The sequence below is a fragment of the Mycobacterium spongiae genome, assembly GCF_018278905.1.
GTDB lineage: Bacteria > Actinomycetota > Actinomycetes > Mycobacteriales > Mycobacteriaceae > Mycobacterium > Mycobacterium spongiae.
Genome location: NZ_CP046600.1, coordinates 801,135 through 817,697, shown reverse-complemented (window position 1 = coordinate 817,697; position 16,563 = coordinate 801,135). Strand labels below are relative to the sequence as shown.

Sequence of the window (16,563 nt, the reverse complement as noted above, 5' to 3'; positions counted from 1 at the left end):
CTACCGATTCCACTTGCAAATTTCCGCAATGCCGCAGCCGAATTTTGCTAATGTTGCGAAGGAGTGAGATTACTGAACCGTTACAGTAGCTACTGGCCAGTAACCACAATCCGCAGGTGAAGCGGCGTTTCCGAGAAGGCGGGCGATTCGGCGCCGAGGCCTACAGAGCGAACAGCGCGGCGACGGCCTTCGTCTCGTCGCCGACGGCGTATGTGAGCGTTGTAACAGCGCGATCGGTCAGGCCGGGACCGAACTGGTCGGTCGAGCCCGCCGGGTGAACGTGCGCAATGATCTCCAGCTTGTCGCCTAGCGCAACCGGCGCCTCGTGTTCGATCGTGACGCGCAGCGGCCCGCGCAGCAACTCCGGGTGGGACCACAAGTAGTCCTCGATCACACTCCAGTACACCGAGTTGTTCATGTGGTCGAAGAGGTCAATATCGGTGACCCGGACCGGGAACTCGTGGATTTCCGTGGCGTCCTCGCGGGTCCCGGGCTTCACATAGCTCTTCCACCGAAGCCGATCAACGGCGGTGGTCTTGTGCAGACCCGCCAGGAAGTCGTCGGCGATGCGCGCCGGCATCTCCGTTTCCTTATTGACATGGATCCAGAACGCCTCGGACTCGATCAGCCCGCTCTTGCGTCCATCGATCCGGACCCGCATCTCACACCAGCGATTCGAAGTACCCGAGCACCAGCGCCGGCATCTCAGCATGTCCTGGAATTCGATGGGTCGGACCAGATCGACCATGGTGCGGCGCACGATCCACAGCGGGTGGGTTTCCTCGAAGCCCATTTCGCGCAGCTGGTCCTGGCCGATGTCTTGAATATGCCGGGCAGCAGCGTCCAACCGCAGGCGGCCCGTGCGCTCGATATCGCCGACGCGCAGTGGCCATTCGCGATCGAACACATCGGGGTGACCGTCGGGCACGGGCATCAATTCTTTGTCCAGGCTCACGGCTAAGTCCCCGTTTCCTCCTCGTCGGTGCCTCAGATCAACCCGAGATCGCCGGTGCGAATCATGCCAATGACGTCACGGAAACACCAATCGCGCGCCGGTGCGAACTCTGCTAATGAAGCCTTCGCAACGCCAGGTAGGCTTGACCAGGTGTCGAAGACGTATGTCGGCGCACGTGTGCGCCAGCTACGCAGCGAGCGCGGTTTCAGCCAGGCCGCGCTGGCTCAGATGCTCGAGATATCACCGAGCTACCTCAACCAGATCGAGCACGACGTTCGCCCGCTGACCGTGGCGGTCCTCCTGCGGATCACCGAGGTGTTCGGGGTCGACGCGACCTTTTTTGCCTCTCAGGACGACACGCGTCTGATCGCCGAGCTCCGCGAGGTGACCATGGACCGCGATCTGGACGTCGACATCGCCCCGACTGAAGTCGCCGAATTGGTCAGTGTTCATCCCGGCCTGGCTCGCGCGATGGTCAATCTGCATCGACGCTATCGGATCACCACCGCCCAGCTGGCCGCTGCCACCGAGGAGCGATTCTTTGATGGCAGCGGTACCGGATCAATCACCATGCCGCACGAAGAGGTGCGCGACTATTTCTACCAACGCCAGAACTATCTGCACGAGCTGGACACCGCCGCTGAAGACCTCACGACCAAAATGCGGATGCACCACGGCGACCTGTCCCGCGAATTGACCCGTCGACTCACCGAGTTGCATGGAGTACGCATCGCCAAGCGGATTGATCTCGGCGATACCGTGCTGCACCACTATGACCCGACTACGAAGACACTCGAGATCAGTAGCCACCTGGCATGGGGTCAGCAGGTGTTCAAGATGGCCGCCGAACTGGCATATCTCGAATTTGGCGACCTGATCGACAGCATGGTCACCGAAGGCAAGTTCACCAGCGACGAGTCGCGCACGCTGGCGCGGCTCGGCCTTGCCAACTACTTCGCCGCCGCCGCGGTGCTGCCCTACCGCCAGTTTCATGATGTTGCGGAGAACTTCCGCTACGACGTCGAGCGGTTGTCGGCGTTCTACTCGGTGAGCTACGAGACCATCGCACACCGCTTGTCGACACTGCAACGGCCGTCCATGCGTGGCGTACCGTTCTCCTTCGTCCGCGTCGACCGGGCTGGGAACATGTCAAAGCGCCAGTCGGCCACCGGCTTTCACTTCTCTTCCAGCGGCGGCACCTGCCCCCTGTGGAACGTCTACGAGACGTTTGCCAACCCGGGCAAAATCCTGGTGCAGATCGCCCAGATGCCGGACGGCCGCAACTACCTGTGGGTGGCCAGAACTGTCGAGCGCCGCGCCGCCCGGTATGGTCAGCCCGGTAAGACCTTCGCGATCGGGCTGGGCTGCGAACTCCGCCACGCTCACCGGCTCGCCTACTCGGAAGGACTCGACTTGTCGGGCGACCCGAATATTGTGGCTACACCAATCGGCGCGGGATGCCGCGTGTGCGAACGCGACAACTGTCCGCAGCGGGCATTCCCCGCCCTGGGGCGCGCATTGGACCTCGACGCGCACCGCAGCACCGTGTCCCCGTACCTGGTGAAGCCGGCATGACCGAGGCGCAATCTGGCGATATCGCGCGCATCCCGCCCGGCGGATTGCGCCAGCTCGGGCCGATCAATTGGGTGATCGCCAAGGTGGGCGCCCGCGTGCTGCGGGCGCCGAGGATGCACCTGTTCGCCACGCTGGGTTATCGCCAGTCGCTGTTTTGGGCTTTCCTGCTCTACGGCGGGCGGCTCCTGCGCGGACGGCTGCCCCGCGCCGATACCGAGCTGGTGATCTTGCGGGTCGCGCACCTACGCTCTTGCGAGTACGAGCTCCAGCACCATCGCCGGATCGCCCGCGGTGCGGGGCTGGATGCACAAACGCAGGCCACGATTTTCGCGTGGCCGGAGGCTCCCGAGTCAGACGGTCCCCGGAAAGTCTTGAGCGCCCGCCAACAGGCGCTACTGCAAGCAACCGATGAGTTGATCACGAATCGTTCGGTCACGGCCGACACGTTTCAGCAGTTGGCCACTCACCTCAATCGGCAACGGTTGATCGAATTCTGCATGCTCGCAACTCAATACGACGGGATCGCCGCGACGGTGACTGCCCTCGCTATCCCTCTGGACAACCCGGTCGACAAACGCTAGCCGCCGATCACAGGTAGACGTCGGCCAGCACGGCCAACGTCAGCACGACCGGAAGAACCGGCAAACAGAACGCAAACGCCGACCAGGCATATTTGCGCCGCCATCGCAAGAGCAAACCCCCGATGGCCGCGCCGATCGCTAGCGCAACCGACACCAGCAACACGATCCGGCTCCACCGACTCACCGTTGAGAAGTCCTCGCCGATCGAAATGGCGACCAGCCAGAAGACATAGCCGAGTGCCGCACCCCCGATAGCACCCGCAACGGTCCCGGTGGTCTCGTGAGGCCTCATCGTTGGCTCAGAAGTTGATCATGTGGCCAGTCAAACCGTGGAAGCACTCCTGCAGTGCCTCCGACATCGTGGGGTGAGTGTGCACGTTGCGAGCCAGTTCGGCGGCACTCAGGTCCCACTTTTGCGCCAGCGTGAGTTCCGGCAGCAGCTCGGATACATCGTGGCCGATCAGATGCCCGCCCAGCAGCTCACCCCGTTTGGCATCGGCCACCAGCTTGACGAACCCGCTGGGATCGCCCAGACCGTGTGCTTTAGCGTTCGCCGTGAACGGGAATTTGGCGACGACGACGTCGTAACCTTCGTCCCGGGCTTGCTGCTCGGTGAGTCCGAAGCTGGCAACCTGCGGCTGGCAGAACGTGGCCCGCGGCAACATGCGATAGTCACCGAGTGCCAAGGTCTCTGCGCCTGCGATGGTTTCGGCTGCCACGATGCCCTGCGCCTCGGCAACATGGGCAAGCTGCAGCAGACCGGTGACGTCACCAATCGCGTAGATGTGCGGCACATTGGTGTGCATGTAGTCGTCGATACCGATCGCCCCGCGCTCGGTCAGTTCGACGCCCGCCTTGTCCAGACCGTATCCCTCCACGTTGGGCGCAAACCCGATGGCCTGCAACACCTTGTCGGCCTTGAGCTCCTCGGTCTTGTCGCCCTTGCTCACGGTGACAGTGACTTGCGACCCGTCGTCGGAGATCGACTCCACTTTGGTTGCGGTGCGAACCTTGACGCCGAGCTTCTTGAACTGCCTCTCGATCTCCTTGGACACCTCGGCGTCCTCGTTGGGCAGTGCCCGCGGCAAGAATTCCACGATCGTGACGTCGACGCCGTAGTTCTTCAGCACATAGCCGAACTCCATGCCGATTGCGCCGGCTCCGGCGATAACGATCGACTTGGGCAGCTCCCGGGACAGGATCTGCTCCTCGTAGGTGACGACGTTGGTTGACAACTCGGTACCGGGAACCAATCGGGTACTACTACCGGTGGCGATGATGGCGTTGTCGAAGGTGACGGTTTCTGTGCCCGAATCGTTGAGATCGACCGATAGCGTGTTGGCATCGGTGAATCGGCCATAGCCATGGATCTCGGTGATCTTGTTTTTCTTCATGAGGTAGTGCACGCCGACAACGCGGCCATCGGCCACCTTGCGGCTCCGGTCATAGGCAACCCCATAGTCGAAGGTCACTTCGCCGCTCATGCCGAAACTCTTGGCGTCTTTGGAAAAAATGTGGACCAGCTCGGCATTGCGCAGCAAGGCTTTGGAAGGAATACAGCCGACGTTGAGGCATACGCCGCCCCAGTACTTGGGTTCAACGATTGCAGTCTTCAGACCGAGCTGTGCGGCACGGATTGCGGCGACATATCCACCGGGTCCGGCTCCGAGAACAACGACGTCGTAGTGAGTCACGCCACCACCCTAGTGGCCCGGCGCGACAAACCTAGTAGGGGATGACGCCAATCAGGCAACGACTAGCCCGCTCACAGTAATAGTAACCGTAGAGCGGTGCCGCGGCGGCGACCGAGGCGAACGGTCCCGACATCACCGCAAGCGACAGGGCCGCGATCAACGGTCTGCGTCGCACCATTGACAGCATCAGGCCGCCCACAGTGCACACGACGACGTAGGCCAACACGACGAACACCGTCAGCGTTTTGTCGATGGTGTGATACCACCAGTAGAACAAGCTCAGCCCGACCGGCGCCGCGCCGAACCAGACGCCGAGCACCACCAACAGCAGTTTCCACCACTTCACATACTGGTACCTGCCAGGAACCGCCACCGGGGCGGCAGCCCCGTCGGTGGCCGAAGCATCGGGCGTAGGCTCCTGCGCGATGCCGGCTGGCCCTGAACCTTCGAGCTCGTCCTCGTGCTGCCGCGTCCGGTGCGCCCCGGATCTCTTCGGGGGGCCGGACTTCTTTGTCCGGCCGGGCTGCCTATTCAGGCGGGATCGTATTCTCAGGCGAGACTTCTTCGGGCTTGCCACAGCAACAACGGGCTGGGCGTCCGTGTCGAAATCCGGCACGAACGGCACCGAGGGCTCGCCGATGTCGTCGAAATCCGGCATAAAAGGCTCAGTGCCTGGCGCCGCCGGGTGCCCGTCGTCAGCCACCGGATGCCACCTGGATCGCGACCAGCACACCGAACCAACCCGGCGCCATCGCCAGGATGAATGCCCCCACCATCGTGACCCACCGACGCCCGGACAGCAGGACGACCGCCATCCCGGTCACCGTGGGAATCCCGACGACCAGCGCAATGACGAAATCTGGCCGGATCGGGGATCTGACCAGCACGGTGAACGCCACCCCCGCGAGCACCCCGAGTGCCGTGCCAACCAGCATGGCGCTTGTCAGCAGCCATGACCGTGGTAGGGGAATCACGGTGTACGACCTTACTGCGGTTACTGCCCAGTGGCGCGGCACGTGCCCGGCGCGGCATCGTGGTCATCGAGATCGACGATATGACCACGCGACGGCGGACGTTCACCACGGGCGTACCCGGCACCGGTGATCACCGGTTGAGCTTGCAGCAACACCTTCTCGGCCGCGGTGAGGACGCGACCGCGGCTGAGGAACCGCACACCCTCCGGCGCCTCCAGACTGAACCCGCCGCCGCGCCCGGCCACGACGTCGATGACCAGCTGGGTCTGCTTTTCTCCCTGGTAATGGGCTTCGTACTGGGGACCCGAGATCCACACCGGGACTCCGTCCGAGCCCGATGATGGGCCGACATCGAGCACACCAAGCAATACGTCGCGGTCACCGACGAGGAAATCCCCGCTCGGGTAACACATCGGCGACGACCCGTCGCAGCACCCGCCGGATTGGTGGAACATCACCGGACCATGGCGATCCTGCAGCCGCGCTAGCAGCGAGGCTGCATCGGCGGTGATGAGCACGCCCGGAGGGGCGCTCGCCGGTGCGACCATCAGAAGAGCCCAACCGCCTTATCCGAGTAGGACACCAGCAGGTTCTTGGTCTGCTGGTAGTGATCGAGCATCACCTTGTGGTTCTCACGGCCGAAACCAGACTGCTTGTACCCGCCGAACGCGGCGTGTGCTGGGTATACGTGGTAGCAGTTGACCCAAACCCGGCCGGCTTGAATGTCCCGCCCGGCACGGTAGGCGGTGTTGCCGTCGCGACTCCACACACCGGCACCCAGACCATAGAGCGTGTCGTTGGCAATGCCCATCGCGTCGTCGTAATCGGCAAACGGGGTCACCGCGACGACGGGCCCGAAAATCTCTTCCTGGAAGATCCGCATATCGTTGGTGCCGCTGAAGATCGTCGGCTGCATATAGAAGCCGCCGGACAGGTCGCCACCAAGGTCGGCGCGCTCGCCGCCGGTGATGACCTTTGCCCCCTCGCCCTTGCCGATTTCGATGTAGGACAACACCTTTTCCAGTTGGTCATTCGACGCTTGGGAGCCCAACATCGTTTCGGTGTCCAGGGGATCGCCTTGCCGGACCGCCTTGGTGCGGATCGCCGCCAACTCCAGGAACTCGTCGTAGATGTCGGCCTGAACCAGGCTGCGCGACGGACAGGTGCAGACCTCACCCTGATTGAGAGCGAACATGGTGAACCCCTCGAGCGCTTTGTCGCAGAAGTCGTCACCCGCGGCCATCACGTCGGAGAAGAAGATGTTCGGGCTCTTGCCGCCGAGTTCCAGGGTGACGGGAATCAAGGTTTGCGCGGCGTACTGCATGATCAGTCGGCCAGTCGTGGTCTCCCCGGTGAACGCGACCTTGGCGATCCGGTCGCTGGATGCCAACGGCTTGCCGGCCTCAGCGCCGAATCCGTTGACAACGTTGATTACCCCGGGCGGCAAGAGATCACCGATCAACGACATCAAGAAGAGCATCGAGGCGGGCGTCTGCTCGGCGGGTTTCAGCACGACTGCGTTGCCGGCGGCGAGCGCTGGGGCAAGCTTCCACGCACCCATGAGGATCGGGAAGTTCCACGGAATGATCTGCGCGACCACCCCCAGCGGCTCGTGGAAGTGGTAGGCGACCATGTCCTCGTCGATCTGCGACAGCGAGCCCTCCTGAGCGCGGATAGCGGCTGCGAAGTAGCGGAAGTGATCGGCCGCCAGCGGGATGTCTGCGGCCAGCGTTTCCCGGATGGGTTTGCCGTTGTCCCAGGCTTCGGCCAGAGCCAGCGCGGCGGTGTTTTCGTCGATGCGGTCAGCGATCTTGTTCAGGATCGCTGCGCGCTCGGCTGGAGCGGTCTTGCCCCATGCCGGAGCCGCCGCGTGCGCGGCGTCGAGCGCCTTGTCGACGTCGGCAGCGTCGGAGCGCGGCACCTCGCAGAACGGCTGGCCGGTTACCGGGGTCAGGTTTTCGAAGTATCGGCCCGCGGCGGGCGCAACCCATTGGCCCCCAATGAAGTTTTCATATCGGGACTCGTACGACATCAGCGCGTCGGCGGAACCCGGACGGGAAAAGACAGTCATTGGCTCAGCTCCTCGTTCGATCCTCGTCAGATGCAATACAACTCACACTACCGCCGGAGGCCACAATGGCTTTCATGACATCGCAGGCTGCCGCGGACGACACGGACCCCTATCTATGGCTTGAAGAGGTTGACGGTGAGGAGGCACTGGATTGGGTGCGCGCGCGCAACCAGCCAACCATGGAAGAGTTCTGCGCCGGCAAGCTCCAGGACGAGTTCGACAGAATGCGCGCCGAGGCTCTTGAGGTGCTCGACACCGATACCCGCATTCCCTACGTGGGCCGACGCCGGGAATACCTCTACAACTTCTGGCGCGACGCGGACAATCCGCGCGGGCTGTGGCGGCGCACCACACTGGACAGCTACCGCACGGCCACTCCCGAATGGGATGTGCTCATCGACATCGACGAGCTCGGCCGCGCCGACGGCCAGAAATGGGTATGGGCCGGCGCCACCGTCATCGAGCCCGACCGCACGCGGGCTCTGATCAGCCTCTCGCCCGGCGGCTCGGATGCGATCGTTGCGCGGGAATTCGACATGCTGACGCGCGAATTCGTGAGCGACGGGTTTGCGCTACCGGAGGCCAAGTCGCAGTTCACCTGGGCCGACCCGGATACCATATTGGTGGGCACCGATTTTGGTCCCGACTCGCTCACCACGTCCGGCTATCCGCGGGTGATCAAACGCTGGAGCCGCGGCACGCCGCTGGCCGATGCAACGACGATCTTCGAGGGCGCGCGCAGCGACGTGAGCGTCACGGCGTCGGTGGATCGGACGCCTGGATTCGAGCGCACCGTGTTAAGACGCGCCCTCGACTTCTGGAACGACGAGGTCTACGAGCTGCGCGACGACGAGCTGGTTCGCATCGATGCACCAACCGACGCGAACGTGTCCATTCATCGTGACTGGTTGCTGATCGAACTGCGCTCCGACTGGGTCCTGGGTAACGCCACATACCGTGCCGGCTCGTTGCTGGCCGCCGACTATGCAGCCTTTCTGGCCGGCACGGCGCAAATCCAGGTGGTGTTCGAGCCCGACCAACACACCGCGTTGTATCAGTACGCGTGGACCCGAGACCGGCTGCTGATCGTTACGCTGGCCGACGTCGCCAGCCGAGTCGAGATCGCCACCCCGGGAACCTGGCGACGCGAACCGCTGTCTGGCATCCCAGCCGCCACCAATACCGTCGTCGTGACCGCCGACCGCTACGGCGACGAGTTCTTTCTCGACTCCAGTGGATTCGACTCGCCGTCGCGACTCCTCCGCGGCACCGACACCGGCCCGCTGGACCCGATCAAGTCCGCGCCGGCCTTCTTCGATGCTGAAAACCTCTCCGTGGCACAGTATTTCACTACGTCCGATGACGGCACCTCGGTTCCATACTTCGTCGTGCGGGCTGCCGATCCCGAGAGCTCCCATGGACCCGGCCCCACGCTGCTGAGCGGCTACGGCGGATTCGAGACGGCGCGGACACCCGGTTACGACGGCGTGCTTGGCCGGTTGTGGCTGGCCCGCGGGGGCAGCTTTGCGCTGGCCAACATCCGCGGTGGCGGCGAGTACGGACCGGGCTGGCACACGCAGGCGATGCGGGAGGGCAGGCACAAGGTCGCCGAGGATTTCGCGGCGGTGGCCGCAGATTTGGTGAACCGTGGCATCTGTACCGTCGAGCAGCTCGGCGCGCGAGGCGGAAGCAACGGCGGACTGTTGATGGGGATCATGGCGACCAAATACCCGGAGAAGTTCGGCGCGCTGGTCTGCGACGTACCGCTACTGGACATGAAGCGCTACCACCTATTGCTGGCTGGCGCCTCGTGGGTGGCCGAGTACGGCGACCCGGACAATCCAGCCGACTGGGAGTTCATTTCCGACTATTCGCCGTACCAGAATATTTCGACAACCCGGAAATACCCGCCAGTGCTCATGACCACGTCTACTCGCGATGATCGGGTGCATCCCGGCCATGCCCGCAAGATGACAGCCGCCCTTCGTGCCGCGGGCCACCAGGTCTGGTACTACGAGAATATCGAGGGCGGGCACGCGGGCGCGGCCGACAACGAACAGCTCGCCTTCAAGTCGGCATTGAGCTACACATTCCTGCGCCGGATGCTGGGCGACGCTTGACCGACACCGGGGAAATGAGTTCGCTGCTGCTATGGCCACTGACTTCGAAACGCTGCTCTACGCGACGGCCGGCGCGGTTGCCACCGTCACACTGAATCGGCCGGACCAGCTGAATACCATCGTTCCGCCCATGCCTGACGAGATCGAGGCCGCCATCGGGTTGGCCGAGCGCGACCCGGAAGTCAAGGTCATTGTGCTGCGCGGTGCCGGCCGCGCCTTCTCCGGAGGTTACAACTTCGGCGGAGGGTTGCAGCATTGGTCGGGCGGCATCACGACCGATGGACAGTGGGATCCGGGCAAGGATTTCGCCATGGTCACTGCTCACGAGACGGGGCCGACGCACAAGTTCATGGCCATCTGGCGGGCGTCCAAGCCGGTGATAGCCCAAGTGCATGGCTGGTGCGTCGGCGGCGCGAGCGACTATGCGCTGTGCGCCGACATCGTGATCGCCAGCAGCGACGCCGTGATCGGGACCCCTTACAGTCGGATGTGGGGGGCGTATCTGACCGGGATGTGGCTGTATCGGCTGAGCCTGGCCAAGGTCAAATGGCACTCGCTGACGGGCCGGCCACTGACCGGCGTCGAGGCCGCCGACGTCGAGTTGATCAACGAAGCCGTGCCGTTCGAACGGCTCGAAGCCCGAGTGGCCGAGATCGCGGCCGAGCTGGCGCAGATACCACTGTCGCAGCTGCGCGCTCAGAAGCTGATCGTGAACCAGGCCTACGAAAACATGGGCCTGGCAACCACGCAGATGCTGGGCGGCATCCTCGACGGTCTGATGCGCAACACTCCCGATGCAGTGGAATTCATCCAGACCGCAAAGACCGAGGGGGTGCGGGCGGCAGTCGAACGCCGCGACGGTCCGTTCGGCGACTACAGCCAGGCCCCGCCGGAGCGCCGGCCCGACCCGACACATGTGATCGTTCCTGATGACGATGCGTAGTAAGCTGAGCTATGAATCTGATCCCGGCTCACCCGAGCCCACCCGCCCACCAACCGAAAGTGCTACGGTAACCAACATGTCTCGGCTGAATTTGGCACTGCGCGCAGGAGCTGCCTTCCTCGCTCTCAGCATGGCCGCCGTGACCTGGCCGAAAACGGCCGTCGCCGACTCCACCGAAGACTTTCCGATCCCGCGCCGGATCATCGCGACCACGTGCGATGCCGAACAGATACTGGCAGCCACCAGGGATACCAGCCCGATCTACTACCAGCGGTACATGATCGACTACAACAACCACCCCGAGTTTCAACAAGCCACCCAGGACAAAGCCCACTGGTTCTTCTCGCTGACGCCAGCGGAGCGCCGGGATTATTCCGAGCATTTTTACGATGGCATCGATCCGCTGTGGTGGGGATGGCGAAACCACATGAAGATCTTCTTCAATAACAAGGGCGTTGTCGCCAAGTCCACCGCGGAGTGCAACGCATACCCTCCCGGCGATATGTCGGTGTGGAACTGGGCCTAAGCGGCGCGGATTTCGTCGAGACGGTTCTTCCGAACCCGCCGTCAGCCAGGCGTCGAGTGGCTACCAGAAGTGCGCCGATGTGGCTCTGCCGTTCTATGAATTCAACCTGCGACGAGTGACAACGCACCGGTAACCCTTGCCAGGGCGGTACAACGGTAACCATAATTAGGCCGCTACCCGAGACACGCCCCGAGATATGCACCGAGATATTCGATGCGCATCCAGCTGTCGGAAGCGCTGGCGGTCCGGAAGCCCGGAGAGGTTGACGTATGAGCCAAACGACTGGCAACGAGATCCCAGACACGCTGGCAGCGCTTGACTGGCGTGGGATCACCTGCCAAAGCGAGACTGGCTGCGCCAACCGCGCCACCCATATCGTTCATATGCACGCAGTCGACGAATGCGACCATCCGCACCTCGATCCCTTTGGGAACACCATCGCGATCCTGTGCATCGCGTGCCTTTGGCGCGCCGAGGCGGAAGCTTTGGTGCAGGTAGGCAGGCTCAGGCGCCACTCCAGCTCGTCGTGCCGCACCTGCGGGGCGCCGGTGAACGAACCCGGCGACATTATCCGTGACGTCGCGGTGTTGTCAGGATAGGCAAGCTAGCTGGTGACCAGCGCGCGACGCACGGCCGGTCATAACGTGAAACCGTAGTCTGCCGACGACGCTTCGGAGATAAGGCCGGCGCAGGTGGCCGTCAGTAGTCGGGTGAGTGCGGCGGCAAAGTCGAGATTCCACTCCGGCGGGAGCACCTCGGGAGCCTCGGCATACGCATCGGTGAGCCGTTCTGGGGGGTTGGCGATCTGCCAGAGTGTGGCCGCCAATGAGTACGCGGCCAACAAGATGTCGAAGGAGCCGGAACGGCCGAGCGCCGGCAGCGCTTGCTCGAGCGCGGCCGCGAGAGCAAGCACCGCGGCAGTGCTAGTGCGTTTGACCTCGACAACCCGGTCCACATCCACCTCGTGTTCGAGGTGTAGATGAAGGTTGGCCAGCAGGTCACAAAACAGCGGGTCGGCGGCCAAACCGTTGGCCAACGTTTCCGCGACCCGCGAGGAGGACATCGGGCCAGCTGCGCCCAACTGCTCACACACTGTGTCCGACCACCGCACCCAGCCTTCGGCGGCGAGGTGCAGGAGGACCTCTTTGTGCGAGGTGAAGTAGCGGCGTACTGCGGAGTAGTGAATTCCGGCACGATCGGCGACCGCGGTCAACGTCACCGACGCAACACCGTCCTCAAGGGCCAGCGAGCGCGCGGCTTCCACCAGTGCCGCCGCACGTTGGCGCTTGTTTTCCTCGGTGCGGGCGCGTTGAAAGCCAAGTTGCCCCACCGCCAGAGGGTAACGCACAGCGCGTGATTTGCGAGCAGAAGCCAAAACTGCAAACCCCTGTTACGCACGTGATATGCGTTAGACTCAGATGCTCAACGGAGAGGAGTGACAGTTCCCGACGGGCCACTATCGAGCCATGGTTTACTTAGGCAAGCCTTGGTTGCGCCGTCACCACGACGCTCCTGGCGAGAGGTGACTGGCGATGTTCGCAAGTGGCCCTGCCGCCGCCGCCACGGTCGGCGCCAGCGCGGTGGGGTCCGACGCGGCGAGAAGAACGAGATGCAGTGAAGCGTGTTCGAAAGGGCTTCGGAGAGGCCCAGAAAGGGCTCGACGGGCCGGCGTATCGTTTGCCGTAGCTGTGCTAACCGGTGAAGGGGATCAAAGATTTTCAGGTTGCTATCCCGGATTTGGATTCCACTGGTCATCCTGGCGGTAGTCGTCGTCGGGGGATTCACTGTGTTCCGGATCCGCAGTTACTTCGGCTCGGAAAAGCGGGCGTCGTATTCCGACAGCAACCTGGAAGGTCGCAAGCCCTTCAACCCTAAACAGCTGACGTACGAGATCTTCGGACCACCTGGAACCGTCGCCGACATCAGCTATTTCGACGTCAACTCGGAGCCACAGCGTGTGGATGGAGCAGTCTTGCCATGGTCGTTGGATATCACGACAAATGCAGCGGCAGTGATGGGAAACATTGTGGCCCAAGGGAATAGCAACAGCATTGGCTGCCGTATCATCGTGGACGGCGTCGTCAAAGCGGAGAGAGTTACCAACGACGTCAACGCCTATACCTTTTGCGTGGTGAAGTCCGCGTGAGTACCACCTACGCGAACGACCCAGCCGCCAGCACCGAGCCCGAAAAGCCGTTCATTGCGCGAATGATCCGTGCCTTTGCCGTGCCCATCATCCTTGGCTGGCTGGCAATTTGCGTCCTGCTGACGGTGTTCGTCCCGCCACTGGAAACGGTCGGCCAGGAGCGTTCAGTGTCGCTGAGCCCCAAGGATGCGCCGTCGTACATCGCATTGAGCCGCATGGCGCGGGTATTTGACGAAGGGGAATCCGACAGTGTGGCGATGGTCGTCTTGGAGGGCGACCATCCCCTCGGCGACGATACCCACGAGTACTACGACCGTCTGATTCACAAGCTGCGGGCTGACACGAAGCATGTGTACAACATCGAGGACTTCTGGGGCGACCCGCTCACGGCTGCCGGCGCGGAGAGCAACGATGGCAAGGCCGTCTATGTGCAGGTGAATCTTGCCGGTAACCAAGGCGAGCCACTAGCCAACGAATCGGTCGAAGCAGTCCGCAAGATCGTCGAACAGACGCCAACGCCGCCCGGGGTCACCGCCTACGTCACCGGACCGTCGGCTCTGGTCTCGGATATGCACGAGAGCGGCGACAAATCCATGATCAAGATCACCGTGACCACCGTCGTCGTGATTTTCATCATGCTGATGCTCGTCTACCGGTCACCCATCACCGTGGTTCTGCTGCTGGCCACGGTCGGCATGGAATTGGTGGCAGCACGGGGAGCCGTCGCGCTGCTCGGCCAAGCCCGGGTGTTCGGACTTTCCACCTTCGCGGTCAGCCTGCTCACGTCGCTAGCAATCGCCGCCGGTACCGACTACGGAATTTTCGTCATCGGGCGCTACCAAGAGGCCCGGCAGGCCGGCGAGGACCCAGAAACCGCCTTCTACACCATGTACCGCGGGGTCGCTCACGTCATCTTGGGCTCCGGGCTGACCATCGCCGGAGCGACCTTTTGCCTGAGCTTCGCTCGGATGCCGTACTTCCAAACCCTGGGCATACCCTGCGCGGTGGGGATGCTGGTCGCGGTCGGAGTCGCGCTCACCCTCGGGCCAGCAGTGCTCGCGGTTGGCAGCCGGTTCGGACTATTCGACCCCAAGCGCCTGCTCAAGGTGCGTGGCTGGCGACGAGTCGGCACCGTGGTGGTTCGCTGGCCACTGCCCGTCCTGACCGCGACCATCGCTGTCGCTCTGATAGGACTGCTCACCCTGCCCGGGTACCAGAACAGCTACAACGACCGGGAGTATCTGCCGAGATCCACGCCCGCCATTCAAGGATTCGAGGCCGCGGATCGTCATTTCTCTCAGGCCCGGTTGAAGCCGGAGATCCTCATGATCGAGTCGGATCATGATATGCGGAATTCCGCGGACTTTCTGGTCCTGGACAGATTGGCCAAGGGCATCTTCCGTGTTCCAGGTGTCTCCCGAGTGCAGGCAATAACCCGTCCAGACGGGACGACCATGGATCACACGTCAATACCGTTTCTGATCAGCATGCAAAACGCTGGTCAGCTACAGACCCTGCGGTATCAGCGTGACCGAATGGAGGATTTGGTCAAACAAGCCGACGAGATGGGCAGGACGGCAGCACTCATGCGCCGGATGCAGGGCTTGATGACACAACTCTCCGACACCACTCACCACATGCTTCTCGACACCGAAGAGATGCAGCAAATCACCGATGAGCTACGCAATAACATCGCCGACTTCGATGACTTCTGGAGACCGCTGCGCAGCTATTTCTACTGGGAAAGACACTGCTACGACATTCCGATCTGCTGGTCGCTGCGATCGGTATTCACCGCGCTGGACGGGGTCGACCAGATCGACGAACAGCTCACCGCCCTCATCGGCGACATCAGCAACCTGGATCGACTCACACCGCAGATGGTCGCGACGTTCCCGCCGATGATCGACAGCATGGAGAACATGCGTGCCATGGTTCTCACCTTCCACAGCACGATGACCGGGATCTTTGATCAGATGGAGGAGCTGAGCGACAACGCGACAGCAATGGGCAAGGATTTCGACGCGGCCAAGAACGACGACTCGTTCTACCTTCCGCCCGAGGTCTTCGAGAACAAAGACTTCCAGCGCGCCATGGGCTCGTTCCTGTCGGCAGACGGACATGCCGCCCGTTTCATCATCTTGCACCGTGGCGACCCCGCATCACCTGAAGGCATCGCCAGCATCGACCCAATACTCACCGCGGCCGAAGAATCGCTGAAAGGAACACCGCTGGAGGACTCGAAGATCTACATAGCCGGCGTCGGAGCAGTGTTCAAGGACATCGCCGACGGCGCCAAATGGGACCTTTTGATCGCCGGCATCGCTTCGATGTGCCTAATTTTCATCATCATGCTGATCCTCACCCGCGCCTTTGTCGCTGCCACGGTAATCGTGGGTACGGTGGCTGTTTCACTGGGCGCGTCCTTTGGCCTGTCCGTACTGGTTTGGCAACACATTCTCGGCATTCAATTGCACTGGCTGGTGCTTGCGATGTCCATCATCGTTCTCCTGGCGGTGGGGTCCGACTACAACTTGCTGTTGGTTTCCCGGTTCAAACAGGAGATACACGCCGGGATCAACACCGGCATCATTCGGGCGATGGGCGGTACCGGCAAGGTTGTCACGAACGCGGGCCTGGTGTTTGCGTTCACCATGGCATCCATGGCCGTCAGCGATCTGCGGGTCATTGGACAGGTGGGCACCACCATTGGGCTGGGCCTGCTGTTCGACACTTTGATCGTGCGCGCATTCATGACACCGTCCATCGCCGCTCTGCTGGGCCGCTGGTTCTGGTGGCCGATGCGCGTGCGCTCGCGCCCCGCGAGAACCCGGGCCGAGCATCTGGCACCGCAGCCCGCGGAACGGTCCCTAGCGTTGAGCGGCAACCGATAGGAGGGTCCGACCGATAGCGCCCGTGGCCATCTCCAGGCCGATGCCGCACGCGCCACCGCACGCGGCCGGAATAGCCATCCGAGG

16 protein-coding genes are annotated in these 16,563 nt (G+C 62.8%); 8 read left to right on the top strand and 8 right to left on the bottom strand.

The genetic code is table 11. The features are described from left to right. Nucleotides 1-160 precede the first annotated feature (160 nt). Nucleotides 161-955 carry an acyl-[acyl-carrier-protein] thioesterase gene (locus F6B93_RS03175; protein WP_211697702.1) on the bottom strand — a complete coding sequence of 265 codons (795 nt, stop codon included), beginning with the start codon at nucleotides 953-955 and terminating at the stop codon, nucleotides 161-163. A gap of 150 nt (nucleotides 956-1,105) precedes the next feature. Here F6B93_RS03175 and ramB point away from each other — a divergent pair, with 150 nt between their 5' ends. Then, nucleotides 1,106-2,530: an acetate metabolism transcriptional regulator RamB gene (gene ramB, locus F6B93_RS03170; RefSeq protein WP_211697701.1), complete on the top strand. Its 1,425-nt coding sequence runs from the start codon at nucleotides 1,106-1,108 to the stop codon at nucleotides 2,528-2,530. Beyond that, the gene (locus F6B93_RS03165; RefSeq protein WP_211697700.1) at nucleotides 2,527-3,111 is read left to right on the top strand and encodes a carboxymuconolactone decarboxylase family protein; all 585 of its coding nucleotides are present in this window, start codon (nucleotides 2,527-2,529) and stop codon (nucleotides 3,109-3,111) included. Before ramB ends, F6B93_RS03165 begins: the two co-directional genes overlap by 4 nt. Before the next feature lie 7 nt (nucleotides 3,112-3,118). On the opposite strand, the gene F6B93_RS03160 is transcribed toward F6B93_RS03165, so the two are convergent. From F6B93_RS03160 to exaC, 6 genes are read right to left on the bottom strand one after another with little or no spacing between them, the layout of a single operon-like run. Further along, nucleotides 3,119-3,403, bottom strand: a complete 285-nt coding sequence (locus tag F6B93_RS03160) for a hypothetical protein (protein ID WP_211697699.1) — start codon at nucleotides 3,401-3,403, stop codon at nucleotides 3,119-3,121. Between the two features lie 7 nt (nucleotides 3,404-3,410). Further along, a complete protein-coding gene (gene lpdA, locus F6B93_RS03155) occupies nucleotides 3,411-4,805 on the bottom strand; it encodes a dihydrolipoyl dehydrogenase (protein ID WP_211697698.1) in 1,395 nt (464 codons plus the stop codon). A gap of 31 nt (nucleotides 4,806-4,836) precedes the next feature. Next, the gene (locus F6B93_RS03150; protein WP_211697697.1) at nucleotides 4,837-5,508 is read right to left on the bottom strand and encodes a hypothetical protein; all 672 of its coding nucleotides are present in this window, start codon (nucleotides 5,506-5,508) and stop codon (nucleotides 4,837-4,839) included. Then, nucleotides 5,501-5,779, bottom strand: a complete 279-nt coding sequence (locus F6B93_RS03145; RefSeq protein ID WP_211697696.1) for a putative holin — start codon at nucleotides 5,777-5,779, stop codon at nucleotides 5,501-5,503. The genes F6B93_RS03150 and F6B93_RS03145 overlap by 8 nt, the downstream gene beginning before the upstream one ends. 20 nt (nucleotides 5,780-5,799) lie before the next feature. After that, nucleotides 5,800-6,327, bottom strand: coding sequence for a DUF779 domain-containing protein (locus F6B93_RS03140; RefSeq protein WP_211697695.1), 528 nt, complete (start codon nucleotides 6,325-6,327; stop codon nucleotides 5,800-5,802). Beyond that, nucleotides 6,327-7,850, bottom strand: a complete 1,524-nt coding sequence (gene exaC / locus F6B93_RS03135) for an acetaldehyde dehydrogenase ExaC (RefSeq protein ID WP_211697694.1) — start codon at nucleotides 7,848-7,850, stop codon at nucleotides 6,327-6,329. Before exaC ends, F6B93_RS03140 begins: the two co-directional genes overlap by 1 nt. 74 nt (nucleotides 7,851-7,924) lie before the next feature. On the opposite strand from exaC, the gene F6B93_RS03130 reads away from it, so the two are divergent. From F6B93_RS03130 to F6B93_RS03115, 4 genes are all read left to right on the top strand, one after another. Then, nucleotides 7,925-9,970 carry a prolyl oligopeptidase family serine peptidase gene (locus F6B93_RS03130; protein ID WP_211697693.1) on the top strand — a complete coding sequence of 682 codons (2,046 nt, stop codon included), beginning with the start codon at nucleotides 7,925-7,927 and terminating at the stop codon, nucleotides 9,968-9,970. Between the two features lie 31 nt (nucleotides 9,971-10,001). After that, nucleotides 10,002-10,913, top strand: a complete 912-nt coding sequence (locus tag F6B93_RS03125; protein WP_211697692.1) for a crotonase/enoyl-CoA hydratase family protein — start codon at nucleotides 10,002-10,004, stop codon at nucleotides 10,911-10,913. 76 nt (nucleotides 10,914-10,989) lie between these two features. After that, nucleotides 10,990-11,439 carry a DUF5078 domain-containing protein gene (locus tag F6B93_RS03120; RefSeq protein ID WP_211697691.1) on the top strand — a complete coding sequence of 150 codons (450 nt, stop codon included), beginning with the start codon at nucleotides 10,990-10,992 and terminating at the stop codon, nucleotides 11,437-11,439. 269 nt (nucleotides 11,440-11,708) lie between these two features. Beyond that, nucleotides 11,709-12,038 (top strand): hypothetical protein, encoded by a 330-nt coding sequence (locus F6B93_RS03115; RefSeq protein ID WP_211697690.1) that lies wholly within the window; start codon nucleotides 11,709-11,711, stop codon nucleotides 12,036-12,038. Nucleotides 12,039-12,076: 38 nt separating this feature from the next. Here the strand turns inward: F6B93_RS03115 and F6B93_RS03110 are convergent, their stop codons facing one another. After that, on the bottom strand, nucleotides 12,077-12,787 hold the full coding sequence (locus F6B93_RS03110; protein WP_211697689.1) for a TetR/AcrR family transcriptional regulator: 711 nt from the start codon (nucleotides 12,785-12,787) through the stop codon (nucleotides 12,077-12,079). Nucleotides 12,788-13,162: 375 nt separating this feature from the next. Between F6B93_RS03110 and F6B93_RS03105 the strand changes: the two genes are divergently transcribed. Then, entirely contained in the window at nucleotides 13,163-13,585 is a 423-nt protein-coding gene (locus F6B93_RS03105; protein ID WP_211697688.1) for an MmpS family transport accessory protein, read from the top strand. A 62-nt stretch (nucleotides 13,586-13,647) separates the two neighbouring features. Then, nucleotides 13,648-16,479 carry an MMPL/RND family transporter gene (locus F6B93_RS03100; protein ID WP_211699242.1) on the top strand — a complete coding sequence of 944 codons (2,832 nt, stop codon included), beginning with the start codon at nucleotides 13,648-13,650 and terminating at the stop codon, nucleotides 16,477-16,479. Nucleotides 16,480-16,563 lie beyond the last annotated feature (84 nt).